Below are 19,163 nucleotides of genomic sequence, written 5' to 3' on the forward strand. Positions count from 1 at the left end.
AAAGGCGGCCGGCACATGTTCGACCAGGGATGGTAGATCGTAATGGGTGGGTTTGAGAAACGCCGTGCCCACTGAAATTCGCCGCTCAAGCGCTCCTGTTCATGCATGCCGTAGCTGGGACTGCCAGCGGTATTGAGTGTGAGCCCGTCGTGCCAAAGCGCCGGGAAACGGTGGCGCACAAAATCCACACAGGCGTTGTAAATGACCATCACCTTGTCGAACAAGTCCTGGGGTGAGCCGAGAACGCCGGGCACGCCCATACCCACGAATGGGTCGTACCCCATGAAGCCCGAAGCTCCAGATGCTGCGGATGTTCGCTGATCAACGAGAGCATTGTTCCCAACAGAGCGTCGTCAGCGATGCCTCCACGATGCAGGCCAACATCCAGTTCGATATTGACGCGTATTCGCGTACCCAGGCCTTCAGCCAACGCCAGGTACTCCGTCAATCGCTGAGGCGTATCAATCAGCCATTGCAACTGCCTGGAGGGATCGAAGGATCCCCGGTGGGTTTGATAAAACACTTCGGCGGAGCGTGCCGGCAAGGGTTTGCCGATCAGGATGTCCGATTCGGGAAATGTCAGCGCATCGTGATTCACAAACGGCTGATGAAACGACATCAGCCGTTGGGTATTCGCACGTTTTGCGATATAGGCAGCAGTCCAGGTGACGGCAGAGACGTCTCCACCAGCCGCAAGTGTTTGCCGGCACGCCTGACTGATCGCATCACCACGTCGATATTGTGGTCGAGCAGGTCGAGATCAATCAGCATCACTGGCCGCATCGGGGCATGGGCCTTGAGCTCAGTTATTCAAAACCGTCCTACTCAGCGCATTACGACCAAGTATTCAAATGCCCTATACGTTATGACCAGTCGGAAAACCTATTCTCCTGCGACGCCCATTGGGGAGAAAAACGCATAGCGACCTACGACCCGCTTAGCCACCGGTAGGTTTTTTTTCAGATGAATGTTGCCAAACAGTCGATGGAAGATGAGTTTATCGAATCCATAGAACGCATCGTACGCCGAGATCTACGCCAGACTCCGTCTCTATCGGCGGTCGCTACACAACTGCGCACGAATGATCGGTTTTTGCGACGGCGTCTGGGAGACCAAGGGAGGTCATACCAGAATGTCCTGGATCAACTTCGAATGGTGCACGCAGTCGCCCTGCTCACCAACCCACGGTTGACCATCGACGAAGTGGCGTATGAAGTAGGCCTCAGCGACGCACACAACTTTCGCAGAGCGTTCAAGCGCTGGTCCGGACATGGGCCTCGGAAGTCCCATTAAGTTGTAGGTTTCCCGGCACCGCGTGGTAATTGAAGTAGCCCCTGACCACTTGGGTGAGCCATTGCCCTTGAGCCCGGATGGGCTCATGACGTCGGCACTTCAGTTCATCTCGAATGGCCAGCAGCGTCGTACGCATTCGCTTCCTGACCGTCAGTCGCAGTATTTGAAATTCGCCGCAGCGCGTCATCAGGTGGTGTCCGTTACGCATCCACCTCGGGTACAACACTCTCCTTGAGTGTTTACCCCCTGATTGTTCCCTTCGGAGGTACCCTGTGAGTACCCTACTCACCCTGATTGAAACCTCGGATTACCTGCCTAAGAAACTCGAGGCGATTCAAATTGAAGCACGGCATGCGTAATGCTATTGGCTCTAACGAGAATTATTAATATGACCTAGTCTTATTGCAAGAGGAGCTCATGTGATTGAGCCCCTCTTCGTATTAAGACCTATAGTTAAATCGCGTTTACCGTAACCTACGCATCTGCCTCTGCACGGCGTGCGCGTTGGCTTTGCCTGCCGATCTCCTCCATGGTATCGAACAAGGCGCGCATCTTCTTCGGGTCGGTGCCTAGCATGCGTACTGCGCGAGCCTGCTCGGGCGGCATAAATACTTCTATTGATTTTTTCTTAATGGCAGTGAGCAGTGTCTGTGCGACGAATTCTGCAGTGACCGGCTCGCTGGCAAAAGCGAAAGACGAAGCGTCGTCTTTAGCTTCCTGTTCAAGCATCGGTGTTTCCGTTGACGTTGGATGCAAAATGGTGAAATCGATTGGGCCATTGCGTTCCTCCAGAGCGAGTGCATGGTGAAATGCTCGAAGCGCCTGTTTTGACGCACCATAGCTGGCGATACCGGGAAAAGGCATGAACGCGGTCATGCTGCACACCGTAACGATGTGGCCATGACCTTGCGCATTAAATTGTTTGAGGACTGCCAAGGTGCCGGTAAGTGGCCCCATGAAGTTGGTATCAAGTGTTCGCTGATGTTGTGCCAGGGGCACGTCACGTGCGTAACCTGTATAAACGATTGCCGCATTATTGACGAGTATATCAAGCTGGCCGAATTTGCTGATCGTCGCCTCGATGGCATTCGTCCATTGTTTTTCCGAGCAGATATCTAGGCCCACAGCCCCCGCATTAATACCCAAGGACGCCGCCAGTTCGCGTGCCCCTTTAATATTAATGTCTGCCAGCATGACACGATAACCCTGAGATATAGCGAGCTTCGCAGTGGCTGCACCAATACCGCTGGCGGCACCAGTTAACAGCATAACTTGGTTATTTTTTTTCTTCATGGGTATTACTCCTGCAATTACCATAACGCAAGGCAATCAAAATAAGGGGAATGACTGGAAGGTTATTCCTGATTCTTTGCCAACGAATGACCTCTTCAGTCAGCGTAATCCGATCGTAACGACGTTTTGAGCGAAGGCTTTCTCCAAGTATATGTGACGTGACCGTATCGAATATGAGCCGCAACGACTCCGTCTATTAACCTCCTCAAAGGGAAGTTGTCACTGGGTTCGTGTTCATGAAGCTGCATGGCAGGGCCGTCCGCCGTATTCAAGAGATTATGAGGGTGGATGCTTAGCGACCAAGGGGGAATAAGGCCATTTTAGGGGTTCGGTCAGGCCAGTAAGCTCCTGGCGCATGCGGCCCACTAGGTTTGGGGTGGTCTTAAGCCGGTTGCAATTTCGTAAGGGTATTTGGCAGAAGTGGTTTGGCAGGCCGTTCGTTCGCGGCGACCTGGGTTAAATGCCACGTGAAGAAAAGAGTAACTGATCCATAGCGGCCATCATTGTAGTGTGCTCGGCATCATGGCCTCTGCGGATAATAAGACACGATTCAGCCGAGAAAGGACGACACCTCTAGTCCAATGGCTTCCTTGCGCGACATCGTGCTCCTTTTTCATGGCCTTGGCAGACCCTTCTCTGGCCGAAAGCGCCCTATCGTCGTCGGGGCGCAGATACTATATTTTTATGAAAATGCAGAAAGTTAAATATGGGCGCTGGCGCAGCAACCTTAGCGCCTCAAGATAAATGCTTCAGGCTTCAGTCGGTCTCAATTACCTATACAATAATTAAGGAGATAGTTGAATGACAATCGGTAACTTCGATGTTGTAGTTATTGGCTCTGGTGCATTTGGTGCTAGCGTGGCGTTCCATCTTTCTGCTGCAGGTCGTAACGTAGCTCTAATCGATCAGGCGGCGATAGCTTCCCAAACTTCTCCCCGGGCTGCAGGCTTGACAGGTCAGGTTCGTCGTTCAGAAATGATGACGCATATCGCGTCGCACTCAGTTAAAAAGATCATCGAATTTACCGAAGAAACTGGCGAGCCACTGGAGTATTTTCAAACAGGCAGCCTTACGCTGGCTCGCACGGCGGAACATGCCACCTTGATTCACGGAGGTGTTGAGCTCGGCAAATATATGGGGTTGGACGTTGACCTTGTTTCCGCCGAGGAAGCCGCTCAATTGATGCCTTTCTTGAATCCAAAGGATATTCTTGCAGCAGGTTACGTGCGGAGTGACGTCTATTTAGACCCGGGACAACTACCGCTTGGTTATGCGCGTGCCGCACAGAAATTAGGCGCTACTTTATTGCCTCACACTAAGATAGAGCAGATCATTGTGGAGCGCGGACAGGTAACTGGGGTGGCTACATCCCGAGGTGATCTCAAAGCCCCTGTCGTGGTAGATGCAGCCGGTGGCTGGCTAAGACTTGTAGCATCCTTCGCAGGTGTTGCTTTGCCGGCATTTCCAGTTCGACATCAGTTGATGGTTACCGAGCCACTCGCTGAAGTCACGTCAGCGCAGCCCACAGTCCGAATTCTCGATGCAAATATATACATCCGTCCCGACAGGGGCGGGCTAATGTTTGGCGGTTATGAATCCAATCCGATTTTTTACGGTGCAAACTCAATGGGCAAGGATTTCCGCATTGAAGATCTAGATTTGGATATTGATGTATTGAAGCGCCTGGCAAAATCTGTTGAAGCACAATTCCCAGTTTTTCGTGATGTGGCTATAAAAGAACATCGCGGTGGGCTGCCTACCATGACAACCGATGGCGATCATATTCTGGGCCCTGTACCAGGTGTAGCCGGCTTGTATGCTATCGGCGGTTGCAATGTTGGCGGTTTCTCGGTGTCTCCAGCGCTAGGTGAATTGCTGGCCAACTGGATCATTGCGGGTCGGCCTTCAATGAATTTGTCACGAATGCTTCCCTCCCGGTTTGTTGAGAAATTACCCGAAAGCGATATGCTCGAACAGTGTCGTTCTCGTTATGCTAACTACTACAGTGCAAATCCAACAGAGAACAGGACTTCTGCGGAGACCCCGCGGTGAAGGCGCAATTGATTGTAAGGGAAGCATTGACGATCCAATCAATAATTCGCCTCGCCTTAGGCTACGCAATTGCGACAAACGGGCTCGTTTTTATACCGTTTCTCGTTGCGGGGGTAATGTCCCGTTTCAGTTTAGATGAAGGTGTCGCAACGCAGATTGCGGGGCTCGAAATTATAGGCATCGCGATTAGTTGCGCTGTATTTCCTCGTTTGATAACCAAGGCCGCACCTATATTTGTGGTTATCGGTGTACTCGGCACGGGCGTCGCACAGGCCTTAAGTTATTTTGCTCCAACCATTGAGGTAATGGGTGCTGCGCGGAGTATGGCTGGACTGTTCGAGGGGATGATTTTCGTAGTGATTGCATCTGCTCTTTCGCAACGAGCATTAGCGGAGCGCGTTTGGGGACAAATCAATGTGATCGCAGGCGGATTGAATGGCAGCATTCTGATATTTGCCTCCCTTCTACCGGCTGCGTGGATTAATCGAGGGATTTTCCTCACGTTATTCTGCTTGGTTATTTTGACATCAAAGTATGTACTGCCTATAGGAGGTTTAGCTGAAAGTGGCGAAAGATTGCGATCAAAGTTACCAACTGGTAAGCCGTCAAGAGAGTTGATTTTTGCGATATGGGCTGTAACGATACTAATTTATGGCGTTCAGGCATCTCAATGGGCAGTTGCCGGTCTGGTGAGTGAGCGTGCCGGTCTGACGACCTCAACAATAGGTATTTTTCTTTCGATTTCGTCACTTATCGGTTTTCTCGGCGCAATATTTCCCGCCATGAGTAGAAGCCATGGTCATCGTTTAGTACTTATACTCCTGGCACAGGTAGTGATGATTGTCTCACTTATAGGGTTTTTCGAGTCAAACACACTGTTATACCTATTTCTAAATCAAGTTGCTTTGAATTGTTCTTTTTTTGTGGTTATTCCTTTCCTCACTGGGCTGCTTTCAGAAATAGACTCCGATGGGACGTTGGTGGCTCGAACGGTTGTGCTGACCTTCGTAGGCGCGGGCATCGGCACAGCAATAGCTGGACAACTTTATCATTCTTTTGGTGGCCGCCAGTTCGCAATCTTGCTTGGTATCGGTATAGTTCTAGCTATTCCTTTTGTTTGGACGGCTTTTCGAGAACGGAGGAAGCACCCCTTAAGCTATTCGAGCTGAGTTGTTTTTTGCTTACCTGTGAAGGAAAATAAAATGAATCAAATAGCCCCTCAGATGACTGTGTGTACTAATTTGCCTTTTGAGATTGCGGAAAGCCCACTATGGGATGATAGGCGGTCATTGCTTTGGTTTGTTGATATAAACAACCATGCAATTCATTCGTACGACCCAAAAAGTGGCGTACTCAATCGTTATCAGATGCCCGCCCTTGTTGGAAGTATCGGCTTATCTGAGGATGAGCGTCTAGTCGCGGCGCTTAAAACAGGCATACATCTGTTTGATCCTGCAACGGGCGAACTTGAGTTTATCGTGAATCCGGAAGTACACCGCCCCAGCAATCAGCTAAATGACGGAAAAGTTGGGCCGGATGGCTGCTTCTGGGTCGGCAGTATGGACGAGAACAGCATGAATATTTCCGGCGCGTTATACCGTATTACCGCATCCGGAGAAGTAACCCTGGTTAAGGATGGGATTTTTATCTCCAACGGGCTCGCATGGAGCCCTGATGGGAAAATTATGTATCACTCGGATGGGTTAAGTTCAACAGTCAAGGCGTTTGACTTTGATGTTGCTACCGGTACGATTTCTAACGAGCGAGATTTTTTCACTTTCGATCATGAAGAGTTTGGCTGGCCCGATGGCGCAACTATGGATGTACATGGAAATTACTGGAGTGCCGGTATTTTCAGAGGAAGAATAAATCAAGTTTCTCCCGAAGGAAGATTGTTACGCAGCTTGCAAATGCCTGTTTTAGCTACAACGATGCCTTGTTTGGGGGGGGATGATGCCTCAACTCTTTTTGTGACATCTTTAGCATCAGATGTTGATGATGTGCGACAAGAGGGGACTTTACTTTCATGCGAGATTGACGTTGCAGGTGTTCCTTCATACAGGTTCAGTGTCGAGACCTTACGCTGAGTTGACGGGAGTTGCGACGGATCTTCCACTGCGGCTTGCATAAAACGTTGCATAACGGTATGCAAGAGGTCCTGCCGGAGAACCGGTGGGTACCTCTGGCGCTCTGCTTTCAGCCAATTGATGATTCGAATTATCCTTTAACGATGCGGTTGTATTCCATACCGCGCAACGAACTGGAATTTTGGTTTTTGATTTCGAAAGCCACGAGTAGCTCCAGAGCAGACCACATTGGCAGTCCCCCCTCAATTTAAAATTGCTGCACTAGGCCGCTTCCCCCTCCGGTGTCAGGATAGTTGTCGCCTCTCCGACTTTTCCTGAAAAAGAACCTCGGGACGGATAAAGACTACGCGTAATAAGCGAGGTGCCTGTACCTTGTCAGCTGTTCAATGGCACTAAGGGGGTCGGCTGAGTTCTAGCTCCAAGCAGTGTGGCGCACTTCCTTACGACCAGGCCAAGATGGATCGTCCAGTCGGCATGTCTCGCTAAAGCATGCGTCTCCGACACCGGGAAATCCTGATACTACAGACAATTGAACAACGTGATGAAATCCCGTACGACTTGCTTCATATATTCACTTGATGGCTCGGACAGATCACCGCTCTTTCGGATCAGATGACCCAAAGTGGACATTGCTTTCTTTGGATCGCTGTGATAAGGCTCACCTACACCAGGACATTCCCTGGAAAAGCCGCCTCGGTGTAGACCAGATGAACCTACGGCTGTTTAAGGCGGCTCTGAGCTTGAACAGTGCAGAGTTCAGACCAAGATCCTAGCGATGGGATGGAGGCTCCTGATCTTGGTTTAGCAGGCTCCAGAAACGACGAAGCCCGCACTACGCGGGCTTTCGATCATCGATTTCAGTTTAGTTATCAAGCGCCTATATTAGCTGCAAGTGACCCTTCAGGTGAGCCACAGGGTGCTTCCGACTCGTCAGCATGTTCCGCGCAGATTGCGCGTGTTCGTTGAGCACTTGGAAAAGGCGCTCTACAGATGAAAGGAGCCGCGACAGCATCAAAGCGTTAATCTACGCCGAGGGCCGCGGCGTATGACTCAGCGGCGCAGGAGACGGTCCAGCACCAACAGCGCTACTGCACCGATTGCAAGTGCAGCGACAGGTTTCTCTTTTACGAACGTAGACACGCGATCCAGTGCGTCGCCGTAACTCTGGGTTAGTTGACCAGCAACCTGTCGACCAGCACCTTCAGCTTCCAGCTTCGAATCACCGAACAATTTCCCAACGGCACCCTGCGCTTTGCCGGCAAGTTTTTCTGCAACACCTTCCACTTGTTCACTCTTCATAATTCACCACACCTAAGCGCGTAATAGGTAGATACTTCAGGTCGACCTGAGCCAGAGCAATCTGCACAGCATTAGGGGGATGGGAATTATGATTAGTTCAAAATTGATGAGGTCCGAATCTGCGCGCAATGCGCCTACTTTGGCATGTTGCAGGAATACGAGGTGCTCTCACTCTTGAACTTCAATAGTTTTGTGCATAAGCGAAAAAAGATGCCGAAGCATCTATTCAGTAAATCGCAAGCAAAAAAAAGCCACTCGTTAGAGTGGCTTTTTTTCTTTGTGTTTGGAACGGGAAACGAGACTCGCATCTGGCGTACGACCCGTTGAAAGCTAAAAGGTTTCTGTTATTCCTAAAGCAGGAATGGACTTGACTCTGGACTTTTTTGAAGCCGTATCAAGAGCAAAAGCAGTAGCCATTCCAAGCCATGCTATCGAGGTCTATCGACAGCCAATCGGAGAGAGCAGTCATCCAGCCAACGACCTCTATTTCGCTGTATTGCCTCGGAAGCACACTACCGTCGAAAAAACGTGTGGCCAAACACCCTCAAACCTTCACCGTGGATCGATTTGTTCTCCATCGCCATTAAATCCTACCGGCAAAGCGCCCTCCTTTCGCGACGTTGACAGCTTTCAGTAAAGGCTGAAGCTCCGCATGAAGACGATGGTACTGCGCAAAGTCGGATGAGACATCCTGATCAACCAATGCCAATTTTTCTCCGTTTCCAAACGTTTCAAGCTTAGTTAGATCGACCTTACGATCTTGGCAAAATCGCTCCAGCAGTATCCAAAACGGCTCCCTATGATCGATGTGCAAATCTTTTCGCTGTGTGATGATCACTCCGCTCGCCGCACACATTACAGGCAGACCAAGTGCATCGCGAAATGCGACCAATTGCGGACGCACTGCAAACCTCAACGCCTCGTATACCTTGCCATGGGATGATTGAACGACGCCTCTGATACACCGCTTGTAGGAAAAGGTATCTTCACTGCCATCCACGCAGACGAGCCAGATCCCCTTCCCCGCCCCCAATGCATTTCTCTCGATCCTGAAGTGTTCAATTCCGACGCCAATTTTTCTGTCCGCGTCCGGATGCATCGCAAGCAACAGGTGCAGTTTTTTGAATGCAAGCTTATTGGTGATCACGCCTGCCGGTGCTTTTTGTAGATAGTTCTTGAGCCGATCCAAAAGCTTTTTGTTTGATTTTTATTCGAATGGCCCCAGCCAGAACATTCGGAAGCCTCCCTACCTCATCAGTAAACTCAAAACCGCAACCGCAAGGTAACGTATCCAAGACACGTCAGAATATCCGCAGCTATAAATGAAACCTTAGGCCAACGTCCTGCAGCACTTGCCAAACTGCGCCCCCCCATTTTCCCCGAATATTGTTCAGGCGAATTCAAAGCCGAGCGCAGTGAGCACTTTTGCCTGCGCAGGTTTCAGCTTTTTCACCACCCAGATGAGCAAGTGGCGCGAGGAAACCACCACGGTTGCACACGTCGCTGAGCTCAAGTTAAAACTCTGGCCTACTGCCGGGCCACTGTGAGAAGGCATGGCGATCACGCTGATGGGCGGCCTGGTGCTAGGGACGCTGGTTACCCTGGGGTTGATTCCGGTGCTGTTATGTTTCGTTATTCAAGGAAACGGACCTGCGTGGCTAACCCGATGTCTGTCGGGTTAGCCGTGGAGCGCACTCAGGCTCAATCAAGATTGCGGGAAACCACGTACGCAGAAATGATCCCGGTCAGGGTTCTGGACGGAGAAATGCGGGCCAACCAAGTGACAATCTTATTGCTGATGCCCGGCATGACCGCCGTTCGCCCCGCGTGCATAGCTCGATAACCAATCAGCGCGATGTCGTGCGGTTGGCTGTAGCCAAGCTTGGCCATACGGCGCTCATCGATCAACCCTGCGGCATTGAAGAAGTTGGTACGTGTTGGCCCAGGGGCAATATGGGTACAACTTACGCCCGTGCCTCGCAGGTCATGGGCCAAGGCTTCGGAAACACTGATAACGTAGGCCTTCGATGCAGCGTAAGCCGCCTCGAGACCATGGGGAACCACATACCCGGCCGAAGAACTGAGATTGAGTATGCGGCCGCGACCACGCTCGATCATCGGTCGCACATACTGCAAGGTCAATTGCGACAGGGCCACGACGTTCAGTTGCAACATGCCGGTCATCTGAGCAGGGTCGTGGTCTTGAAAAGACTGGCCAACAATGCCAGCACCCGCGTTGTTGACCAGGTATTCGATCGGCAGTGTCAACTCATTGACCTGGAGAACCAGGCGTTCTGCCGCTCCCGGCAACGACAGATCCTCACACAGAGCATAAGCGTCGACCGAGTGCAGTCTTTTCAACTCCGTGGCCAGCGCCTGCAGTTTGTCACGACTACGCGGACTGGAACACAGCACTACGCCGATGCCGTCCCGCGCGAACAACCGGGCGAGCTCGGCGCCGATCCCAGCCGATGCTCCTGTAATCAGTGCGTAACGCATGCCTTCACCTCTGTTTTTGTTATCAATTATTGAGAGCTGTGTACCAAGGGTGAGTGTAGAGGCCCGCCCGGAAATACCCGCACAGGCCCCAAGGCCAGTTTCGGGTCTGTAGCGGCCATGCATCCCCCGAGTTGGCTGGCCTGTTCCGACCCCTTGACGGCCATCTATAGCCTAGGTGGCCATCACCCGCCCCCTATATCCTTGTCCAATACGGCGCCGTATTTTTCTCGCCAAGACTCGATATTTCATCCAGAGACCACCCGATGAGCCGTGTAGACACAAAAACAACAACACGCCTTGAAGTACCGCCTCGCGACTATCTCTATTACCGCGATGCTCTGGCCAATCAACCACTGCCCGCCGCATTCATAGATCTCGACCAATTCGCCGCCAATCTTGAACGACTGAAGTTACGTGCGGGCAGCCTGCCTGTGCGGCTGGTCACCAAGTCAGTGCGTTCGGTACACGTCATTCGCCGGATCCTTGCAGCCGGACCGTTCATGCAAGGCTTGCTGTGTTACTCAGTGGGTGAGGCGGCGTGGCTGGCCAGCGAAGGCTTTGACGACATCGTTGTGGCCTACCCCAGCGTCGAGCTGGCGGACATCAGGGCGGCAGCGGTGCAGATAAAAAAGGGCCGTTCGATCACGTTAATGGTCGATTGTGCCGAACAGGTCATCAAAATCAGCCAGATCGCACTGGAGGAAGATGTGGTGATTGCTCTGTCCATTGACCTGGATATGTCTTCGGCTTTTCCGGGCGTCTACTTCGGCGTGCACCGCTCACCTGTGCATGACGTACCGACCGCGCTGACCCTCGCGCAATTCATCGCCAAACGCCAAGGCGTAGTGCTGGAAGGGTTGATGGGATACGAAGGGCAAATCGCAGGCTTGATGGACGATGTACCGGGGCAGGCTATCAAGAATGTGGTGGTCCGCTACCTTAAGCGCAAGTCGATCCGCGAGGTCAATGCACGACGTCAGGCCGTGGTTGCGGCTTTGAAAAAGGATGGGCATACCCTGCGCTTTGTCAACGGTGGTGGCACCGGCAGTTTTGAAAGCACCCGTGAAGACGCATCGGTCACTGAGTTGGCCGCAGGCTCCGGTCTCTATGCACCGACGTTGTTCGATCATTACCAGGCGTTCACGCCGCTCCCCTGCGCAGGCTTTGCCTTGGCCATCACTCGCGTGCCGAAGGCAGGCGTCTTGACCTGTTCAGGGGGGGGCTACATCGCCTCTGGGCCGATGGGCCCTGATCGCCTTCCACAGCCTTGGCTGCCTGCCGGTTGCACGTTGATCCCCAATGAGTCCGCCGGTGAAGTACAAACTCCGGTGCGTCACTCACTTGCGACCCCGCCTTCGATTGGCGAGCCCATCCTGTTTCGGCACGCCAAGGCCGGTGAGCTGTGTGAGCGCTTCAATGAACTGTTGCTCATTGAGGGCGGCAAGGTCGTCGACAAGGTGCTCACTTACCGAGGAGAGAAAAAGTGTTTCTTTTGATCTGATTAAGGTTGTTCGCCCTGCCCACACTGCGATTCGCTAACGGAAAATAATAATGAGCCATCCCGCATTTTCAGCGCCCGCCCCCCTTGCCTCGGCCAATGAGCTGCAATCGATCTTCGAGGCGCAACAGCACGCCGTGCGCCTCCATGGAGCCCCCACCTACACGCAACGCATCGACGCGTTGGACAAGTTGGAGAGGATGGTCAAAAGCAACCGACAGCGGTTTCTGGACACAATCTCCATGGACTTCGGCAATCGCTCGTTCAGCGAAACCGAGCTAGGCGAACTGATGCCAATTCTGAACAGCATCAAATATGTGCGCTCGCACCTCAAACGTTGGATGCGCCCCCAGAAACGCCAGGTCGGGATGGCGTTCAAACCCGCTAGCGCAACAGTGGTCTATCAACCATTGGGCGTGGTCGGCATCATGGCGCCCTGGAACTACCCGCTGACACTGACGCTGGTCCCATTGATCGAGGCGCTGGCGGCCGGTAATCGCGCGATTATCAAACCGGCGGAACTGACGCCACGCACCGCTGAGCTATTGAAGGAGCTGATCAGCGCAACCTTCCCCTCAGATCAGGTTGCCGTTGTCACCGGCGGGCCGGAAGTGGCAGCCCATTTGAGCACCCTGCCCTTCGATCATTTGCTGTTCACCGGTTCGACACGCATCGGCCGCCAGGTCATGGCGGCCGCCGCCGCCAACCTGACACCGGTCACACTTGAGCTGGGCGGTAAGTCGCCAGTCGTGTACTGCCGCGATTATTCGCTGGAAAAAGCGGCGCGGATCATTGCCATCGGCAAGTTCTTCAATGCCGGTCAGACCTGCGTGGCGCCGGACTACGTATTGGTGCCCGACGACCTAGTCGAAACATTCGCGCTCGCCTTGCTGGATGCGGCAAAAGCGCTTTACCCGCGCATCAGCGCCAACCAGGACTACACCTCGATCGTCTCCCAGCGACATTACGAGAGGCTCGATGACATGATCGAGCAAGCCGAGTTTTCTGGCGCGAGGGTCTGGCGGCCAACTAATGAAGGCTCAGCGCAGGAGCGCAAGATCCCGCCGACGATCCTGACTGATGTGTGCCTGGACAATACCGTAATGCGCGAGGAGATCTTCGGGCCCATTCTGCCGGTTATCGGATATGCAACCCTGGATGACGCCATAAAACTGATCAACGACAGACCCAAGCCCTTGGCCCTCTATTGCTTCACCCATAACGGGGCGAGCATTGAGCAGGTGCTGGACCGCACCCGCTCCGGCGGCGTCACGATCAATGGCACGATGCTCCATGCCACACAGGAAGACTTGCCCTTCGGCGGTGTCGGCGAAAGCGGCACCGGGGCTTATCACGGTTACGATGGTTTCGTGCAAATGTCCCACGCCCGCGGTGTATTCAAGCTGAGCCGTTTCAACATGTCCCATCGGATCGCAGCGCCCTACGGAAAACTCACACGCTTGATCACGCGTCTGATGCTGGGAAAGTAACGGTTCTCTCATAACAATAAGTAAGTTAGGTGGACCCATGAAATCAGCTTCAGTGGCAACGTTACCCTTGCGTCCTGAACTCAAGTCCCGCGAGGTTATCAGGCTCGCCCTTGCTTACTCGCTGGCGACGAGCGGACTAGTCCTGTCCCCCTTCCTGGTCGCCGCGGTCATGTTGCGGTTCCAGCTTGATGAGAGCATCGCGACGCAAATCGCCGGCGTGGAAATACTTGGCGTGGCCCTCAGTTGCGCCTTCGTGCCGCGCTGGATTGTCCGGGGTACGCATCGTTTCACACTGATTGCCGTCCTTGGCACGCTGGGCGGTCAGTTAGCCAGCGCACTGGTCACCACCGCCGCGGCCATTAGCATCGCCCGTGGTTTCACCGGGATCTGTGAAGGCATTCTGTTCGTCATCGTCGCCGCGGGCATCTCTCAGCGAATCGCAGCCGACCAGCTCTGGGGCAAAATCAATCTGATGGCCGGGGCCATCAACGGCAGTATTCTGGTGGTGATTTCCTATCTGCCCGAGAGCTGGCTGGGCCGCTGCTTGTTCGTGCTGCTGCTCGGCGTCGCCGTGATCGTGGCGCCTGCAATACTTGGAGTAGGCCAGTTCACGCAACAGTCGACTCAATCGCGTTCGTGTGCCCGCGTGCCTATTGGCCTGGTGCTGACCATTTGGGCCGTCACCGGGCTGGTCTACGGCATCCAGGCCTCGCAGTGGGCGGTCTCCGGCATCGTTGGCAGCCATGCAGGGCTATCGCCCTCGATGATCGGCATCCTGTTGTCCGTATCGTCCCTGCTGGGCTTCTGCGGCGCGATTATTCCTTCGTTGCGCGCCAGTCACGGGCACCGGCTGGCGATCATCTGGCTCGCACAACTGGGTTTGATCGGCTCGATCATCTGGTTCTTTCGCGTCACGGACAGTTGGTCCTACTTCTTCAGCCAACTGGCGCTCAACGCCTCATTCTTCGTGATCATTCCGTTTATGACCGGGCTGCTGTCCGAGGTTGATCCGGATGGTTCACTGGTCGCCTGGGGCGTGGTGGTGACCTTCATCGGCGCAGGCGTCGGCACCGCAGTGGCCGGTTCACTCTTCGCGCAGTTGGGCGGCATGCCGTTCTCCTACTGGCTGGGCGTGGGTATCGCCCTGGCCATGCCCCTGGTCTGGCTGTCGTTGCGTGGCGGCGGACAGCACAGGGCACACGTAGCGACTCAACAAGCAATCGGCTGATCCATTCGCTTACTCCACCAGGAAAATTGATCCGTGAATATCATAGAACCCGTGATGGCCCTGTGTATCGATGTGCCCTTCCACGTGGGAGAGAGCCCGCTCTGGGATGCCGAACGGAATGTACTGTGGTTTGTCGATATCGACGCACCGGCGCTGTTCAATTTCGATCCGCAGACCCGCGCCCTCACGCGCTTCGACATGCTCTCGCCTATCGGCTGCATAGGCCTCACTCAGGATGACCGGATCGTAGCCGGTCTCAAGTCGGGGGGTGCACCTGTTCGATCCGCAGCCCCATGCGCTTGAGTTTCTGGTCAACCCGGAGCCCGACCGACCGGATAATCGGCTGAATGATGGCAAAGTGGGCCCCGATGGCTGCTTCTGGGTCGGCAGCATGGACCAGAACACGATCAATACCACGGGAGCGCTGTACCGGGTGACGCCTGACGGCACGTCTACGCGGGTACTGGACAACCTGTTTGTCTCGAACGGTCTTGCATGGAGCCCGGACCATCGAACGCTCTATCACACAGACGGCATCAGCGCGACGATCAACGCGTACGATTTCGACCTCGCCAGTGGCGCGATTTCCAACCCCCGTGTGCTGATCTCGTTCGACTTCGAACAAACCGGCTGGCCTGACGGCGGCACCGTAGACATGCAGGGCGACTATTGGAGCGCCGGAATCTATCGTGGAATGATCAACCAGGTCTCCCCTCAGGGCGAACTGCTGCGCAGCCTTCAGATGCCGGTCAGCGGCACCACCATGCCGTGCTTCGGCGCTGTCGATGGACGTACCCTGTTTGTCACCTCACTCACGGTGGAGCTCGACGATCAGGAGCAGGCAGGCACATTGCTCGCGTGTAACATCGATGTTCAAGGTGCGCCGACCTACAGATTCGACCACCCCGCCCCAGCACATTCTCGTTAACCCTCTCTCTTGTGGCAGCGACAGGAACAGCACTATGAAGAATAAAAAACCACAGGTTATCTTGCTGACCGGTGCCGCCAGCGGTATTGGCGCCTCAAGTGCCAGGCTCGCGGTTTCATTGGGTTACAACGTGATGCTGGCAGATATCGATGCAAAAGGCGCGCACGCCTTGGCAGCCTCTCTGGGTGAAAAAGCCCGCGCCGTCGAGTTGGATATCTGTTCGGCCGTATAGTGGGAGCATGCGATCGATGCGACCTTCGAGCAGTTCGGCCAGCTCGATATTCTCATCAAAAATGCGGCCATCGTGTGCCCCGGTTACGCCAGGGACATTGCGCTGGAACAACACCAGCGCACCCTGAATACCAACTTTCTCGGCCCCCTCACCGGCACCTTGGCGGTGCTCAGGCGTTTTACCAAACAGGGTCATGGCCACATAGTGACGGTGTGCAACATGACCGCTCATGCCCATCCCCGGGATCGCCAGTTATAGGGCGTCGAAACAGGCATTGCGCGCCTTTCATCATGCGCTGGCGCTGGAGGAGCGCCACGGCCCGGTGAACTTCACCATTCTCCACCCGACATCAACGCAAACCCTGATGCTGGAGCAGGAAGCTCAGCATGGTGCCTCGGCGTTTGCCTTTGCCAGTGAACCGGTGACGGCCGAGTTCGTCGCGCAAACCCTGTTCAAGGCCATCAAGAAAAATCCGTTGAAGTGTTCATGCCGCCCGAACAGGCCCGCGCGATCCGAATGCTGGGACCGACCCGAAAAAAATGCGCAATCTCTTCGACACGATGGAAGAAATCGGCAAACAGGCGCAACAGGCATGGCGAGCCGAAACTTCTCACTAAGCAAAAGGCCCCAATAACGCCGACCTGTCGGTGCTATTGGGGCCCTTGAGCCATGGCGATACCAATCGCCATGACTTTTTTCTTTAACCTCGCTGAAACACCGGCAGCCATTGCAAGGCAGCCCCCGGATCGCCCTTGATCTTGATCTTGCCCTGCATGAACGCCACCGGTGCGTTCAACTTGCCCGCCACCAGGCTTTCGAAGTCCTTGCGTGAAATGGAGATGGTTGTATCGGCCTCGATATCGTCGTTCGACACTGTGGTGCCCGAAACGCAGAGAAATCCTATGTCCTTGAGGTGGACTTTCAGGCTGGTAGCGGGAACAGGGCCGCTTGCGATAGAGGACTTGAATTTTTCGGTCACTTCGGCGAGGTATTCCATCTTGAAACTCCAATACAGTGCTCAAAGCACTCGGGATAGATAAACATGATTTCCCGGACCTACGCCCGGAAGTCGAGCGGTACGTGGCGCGAAGGCGCCGATCAGTCCTTGTAGTGGGGATCCAGGCGATCGAGCTTGCGCAGCAAGGCCGGCCAGACAAAACCGCCTCCCAGACCTTCGGTCTGCACCCGCGCTGCGTCAGCCACGCCTTTGAGGATCTGCGGATCAATGGTCAGCAAGTCGCCGCTGGCCTGCGCGCTGATCTGGATCTGGCAGGCACTCTCAAACATGTACATCGCCAGGAACGCATCGGCGACGGTTCGGCCGACCGTGAGCAGCCCATGGTTGCGCAACATCAGGAACGTATTCGGGCCCAGGTCGTCCTGCAACCGCGGCTTCTCTTCATCACGCAGGGCGACTCCTTCGTAATCGTGATAGCCAAGCCCGCTGAGGACGAATGACGCCTGCTGCGACACCGGTAACACGCCGGCCCGTTGTGCGCTTACGGCAACGCCCGTGCGCGTGTGCGTATGCAGCACGCACTGCACATCGTTGCGAGCGGCGTGGACCGCACTGTGGATGACAAAGCCCGCACGGTTCACATTGAATCCGGATTCGCGAACCTGATTGCCCTCCTGATCCACCAGCACCAGTGAAGACGCCGTGACCTCCTCGAACAGAAGCCCGTACGGGTTGATCAGAAAATGGTGTTCCGGGCCTGGAACACGGGCACTGATGTGAGTGAACACCAGATCCGTCCAGCCATACAACGCAACCAGTCGATAGCACGCCGCCAGATCACATCGCAGCTGCCACTCCTGCTCACTCACTTGCGCCTTGAGCGAAGGCATGTGCATTTGAATCTCCTTACCGTATGGTTCTTATTGTCAGTTCTACACGGTAAGCATAAAGCCAGGCCCAGGGCTTCTCCGTTGCTCAAAGGGACAGCTGGGAGTCATTTCAGGTCAGCATCAGCACAGGGTTGCGCCTGCACGCGAGTTCGCCGATACGGCTGTTGGATGCCCTGAAGAAACCGACTCAATCGCGTGCCCGAAAAGCACTGGGGGTCTGTCCCGTCCAGCGCCTGAACGCGCGGCGAAAACTGCGTATGTCGCTGTAACCCAGCTCATGGGAAACGCGCTCGACGGACAGGCCCGGGGTTTCCAGCAAACGCTGGGAGCGCATGTAACGTACCTGGTCGCGCAACATCTCATAAGTCAGGGCATGTGCGGTCAGCCGACGACGCAGGGTGCGATCACTCATGTTCAGGCTTTGGGCAATGCTCCTGATGCTGCTGCCTTGCAAATCGCGGAATATTTCGCGCTCCACTGCCTGGATCAAGTCCATCTTGCGATGCCATTGGGTGCTTTGTGTCTCCAGCAACTGCAATGCCTGACGCAAGGCGAGCGGATGGTGATTGGGCAGACGTGTGTCCAGCCAGTGAGTCGAAAGCACCAGCCGGTATTGCAGGCAACCGAAGCGTATATCGGGGCCGAATATCGCTTGATAGGCGTCAGTATGGCCTGTAGCGGCGTGCATGAACTCTACGCGTATCGGGCTAAAGTCAACGCCCAGCAAGGCCCGGCCATATACCATGAGGCTGGCGAACAGCTCTTCGGCGCAAAAGACCTGGACACCGTTATCGAACAGTTGGCTCTCGATCTCGACAAAGGTTTCACGCGGCCCTTCGTGAAAGGTCGCATGAGCGATGCCACCACTGGTGCTCTGATAGCGGGCGCTGATCGTAAATGCATCGCGCAGGGTCCTGCACAGTGACAGGGCATACCCAAGCAACCCAAGTGTGCCCAACACGTTCCGGCTACCAACGCGCAAGCCCACCCCCTGGCTAGGCACCGCCTTGAGCGCAAGCTGGATCATTGCCAACGCCTGACGATAGGAAATGCGCTGTTCCGGATCCTGCAGATCCTCCAGGGTGGAGCCCAGGCCGCGATACAGGCTCTGGCCACTGACGCCCTCTTGCATCGCGGTTTGTGCCAGCGTCAGCATCATAAAGGGCGACACCAGAGCAAGTTCCTGGTGCTGATCGACGTCCATCTGCATGTTCAAGGTTCCTGACTGAATGAGCCGCCTGGGGATTCACCGGGAGGGCATCATAGACATTTGCCCGCCTGAATCCACGCACGAACAAAGACTGTCCTCATATGCCCCCAATCTGGCCTCCCCCCCCCCTGCCCCGCAACGCATCAAAGGATTATTTCTATAGGGCGTCTTGGCAAGTTCACAGCGCGCCTAACAATAATAACGAG

The 19,163-nt window shown here is 54.5% G+C and carries 18 protein-coding genes and 2 pseudogenes; 12 read left to right on the forward strand and 8 right to left on the reverse strand.

What is annotated here, in order from left to right; all coding sequences use genetic code 11:
* Positions 1-810, reverse strand: a pseudogene (locus T3A99_RS18340) (alanine racemase); the annotation flags it as partial.
* Here T3A99_RS18340 and T3A99_RS18345 point away from each other — a divergent pair.
* Complete coding sequence (locus T3A99_RS18345) at positions 790-951, forward strand: AraC family transcriptional regulator ligand-binding domain-containing protein (RefSeq protein WP_248482943.1); 162 nt, start codon at positions 790-792, stop codon at positions 949-951. The pseudogene T3A99_RS18340 and the gene T3A99_RS18345 sit on opposite strands and share 21 nt — an antisense overlap.
* Before the next feature lie 33 nt (positions 952-984).
* Positions 985-1,293, forward strand: coding sequence for a helix-turn-helix domain-containing protein (locus T3A99_RS18350; protein WP_248488239.1), 309 nt, complete (start codon positions 985-987; stop codon positions 1,291-1,293).
* A gap of 474 nt (positions 1,294-1,767) precedes the next feature.
* On the opposite strand, the gene T3A99_RS18355 is transcribed toward T3A99_RS18350, so the two are convergent.
* Entirely contained in the window at positions 1,768-2,586 is an 819-nt protein-coding gene (locus T3A99_RS18355) for an SDR family oxidoreductase (protein ID WP_248482944.1), read from the reverse strand.
* A gap of 801 nt (positions 2,587-3,387) precedes the next feature.
* Here T3A99_RS18355 and T3A99_RS18360 point away from each other — a divergent pair.
* The 3 genes from T3A99_RS18360 to T3A99_RS18370 are packed head-to-tail and all read left to right on the forward strand — an operon-like array spanning position 3,388 to position 6,725.
* Entirely contained in the window at positions 3,388-4,638 is a 1,251-nt protein-coding gene (locus T3A99_RS18360; RefSeq protein ID WP_248482946.1) for an NAD(P)/FAD-dependent oxidoreductase, read from the forward strand.
* Positions 4,635-5,807 (forward strand): MFS transporter, encoded by a 1,173-nt coding sequence (locus T3A99_RS18365; protein WP_248482948.1) that lies wholly within the window; start codon positions 4,635-4,637, stop codon positions 5,805-5,807. The genes T3A99_RS18360 and T3A99_RS18365 overlap by 4 nt, the downstream gene beginning before the upstream one ends.
* 33 nt (positions 5,808-5,840) lie before the next feature.
* Positions 5,841-6,725, forward strand: a complete 885-nt coding sequence (locus T3A99_RS18370; protein ID WP_248482950.1) for an SMP-30/gluconolactonase/LRE family protein — start codon at positions 5,841-5,843, stop codon at positions 6,723-6,725.
* 1,050 nt (positions 6,726-7,775) lie between these two features.
* Here the strand turns inward: T3A99_RS18370 and T3A99_RS18375 are convergent.
* The 3 genes from T3A99_RS18375 to T3A99_RS18385 form a co-directional block, all read right to left on the reverse strand.
* Positions 7,776-8,024: a CsbD family protein gene (locus T3A99_RS18375; protein ID WP_248482952.1), complete on the reverse strand. Its 249-nt coding sequence runs from the start codon at positions 8,022-8,024 to the stop codon at positions 7,776-7,778.
* Between the two features lie 583 nt (positions 8,025-8,607).
* Positions 8,608-9,213: a DUF3223 domain-containing protein gene (locus tag T3A99_RS18380; RefSeq protein WP_248482954.1), complete on the reverse strand. Its 606-nt coding sequence runs from the start codon at positions 9,211-9,213 to the stop codon at positions 8,608-8,610.
* 512 nt (positions 9,214-9,725) lie between these two features.
* Positions 9,726-10,523, reverse strand: coding sequence for an SDR family NAD(P)-dependent oxidoreductase (locus T3A99_RS18385; RefSeq protein ID WP_248482958.1), 798 nt, complete (start codon positions 10,521-10,523; stop codon positions 9,726-9,728).
* 263 nt (positions 10,524-10,786) lie between these two features.
* Here T3A99_RS18385 and T3A99_RS18390 point away from each other — a divergent pair, with 263 nt between their 5' ends.
* From T3A99_RS18390 to T3A99_RS18420, 7 genes and pseudogenes are all read left to right on the forward strand, one after another.
* Positions 10,787-12,019, forward strand: coding sequence for an amino acid deaminase/aldolase (locus T3A99_RS18390; protein ID WP_322834657.1), 1,233 nt, complete (start codon positions 10,787-10,789; stop codon positions 12,017-12,019).
* Between the two features lie 55 nt (positions 12,020-12,074).
* A complete protein-coding gene (locus T3A99_RS18395; RefSeq protein WP_322834658.1) occupies positions 12,075-13,511 on the forward strand; it encodes a coniferyl aldehyde dehydrogenase in 1,437 nt (478 codons plus the stop codon).
* 37 nt (positions 13,512-13,548) lie between these two features.
* A complete protein-coding gene (locus tag T3A99_RS18400; protein WP_322834659.1) occupies positions 13,549-14,739 on the forward strand; it encodes an MFS transporter in 1,191 nt (396 codons plus the stop codon).
* 33 nt (positions 14,740-14,772) lie between these two features.
* Positions 14,773-15,042 (forward strand): SMP-30/gluconolactonase/LRE family protein, encoded by a 270-nt coding sequence (locus tag T3A99_RS18405; RefSeq protein ID WP_322834660.1) that lies wholly within the window; start codon positions 14,773-14,775, stop codon positions 15,040-15,042.
* Positions 15,008-15,667, forward strand: a complete 660-nt coding sequence (locus T3A99_RS18410) for an SMP-30/gluconolactonase/LRE family protein (RefSeq protein ID WP_322834661.1) — start codon at positions 15,008-15,010, stop codon at positions 15,665-15,667. The genes T3A99_RS18405 and T3A99_RS18410 overlap by 35 nt, the downstream gene beginning before the upstream one ends.
* A gap of 34 nt (positions 15,668-15,701) precedes the next feature.
* Positions 15,702-16,157, forward strand: a pseudogene (locus tag T3A99_RS18415) (SDR family oxidoreductase).
* On the forward strand, positions 16,129-16,533 hold the full coding sequence (locus tag T3A99_RS18420; protein ID WP_322834662.1) for a hypothetical protein: 405 nt from the start codon (positions 16,129-16,131) through the stop codon (positions 16,531-16,533). Before T3A99_RS18415 ends, T3A99_RS18420 begins: the two are co-directional and overlap by 29 nt.
* A gap of 66 nt (positions 16,534-16,599) precedes the next feature.
* Here the strand turns inward: T3A99_RS18420 and T3A99_RS18425 are convergent, their stop codons facing one another.
* From T3A99_RS18425 to T3A99_RS18435, 3 genes are all read right to left on the reverse strand, one after another.
* Positions 16,600-16,896 carry an SCP2 sterol-binding domain-containing protein gene (locus tag T3A99_RS18425; protein WP_248482966.1) on the reverse strand — a complete coding sequence of 99 codons (297 nt, stop codon included), beginning with the start codon at positions 16,894-16,896 and terminating at the stop codon, positions 16,600-16,602.
* Between the two features lie 101 nt (positions 16,897-16,997).
* Positions 16,998-17,753, reverse strand: coding sequence for a class II aldolase/adducin family protein (locus T3A99_RS18430; protein WP_322834663.1), 756 nt, complete (start codon positions 17,751-17,753; stop codon positions 16,998-17,000).
* Between the two features lie 181 nt (positions 17,754-17,934).
* Entirely contained in the window at positions 17,935-18,957 is a 1,023-nt protein-coding gene (locus T3A99_RS18435) for an AraC family transcriptional regulator (RefSeq protein ID WP_322834664.1), read from the reverse strand.
* Between the last annotated feature and the right edge of the window lie 206 nt (positions 18,958-19,163).

The sequence above is a fragment of the Pseudomonas sp. N-137 genome (assembly GCF_034555295.1).
GTDB classification, from domain to species: domain Bacteria; phylum Pseudomonadota; class Gammaproteobacteria; order Pseudomonadales; family Pseudomonadaceae; genus Aquipseudomonas; species Aquipseudomonas rhizophila.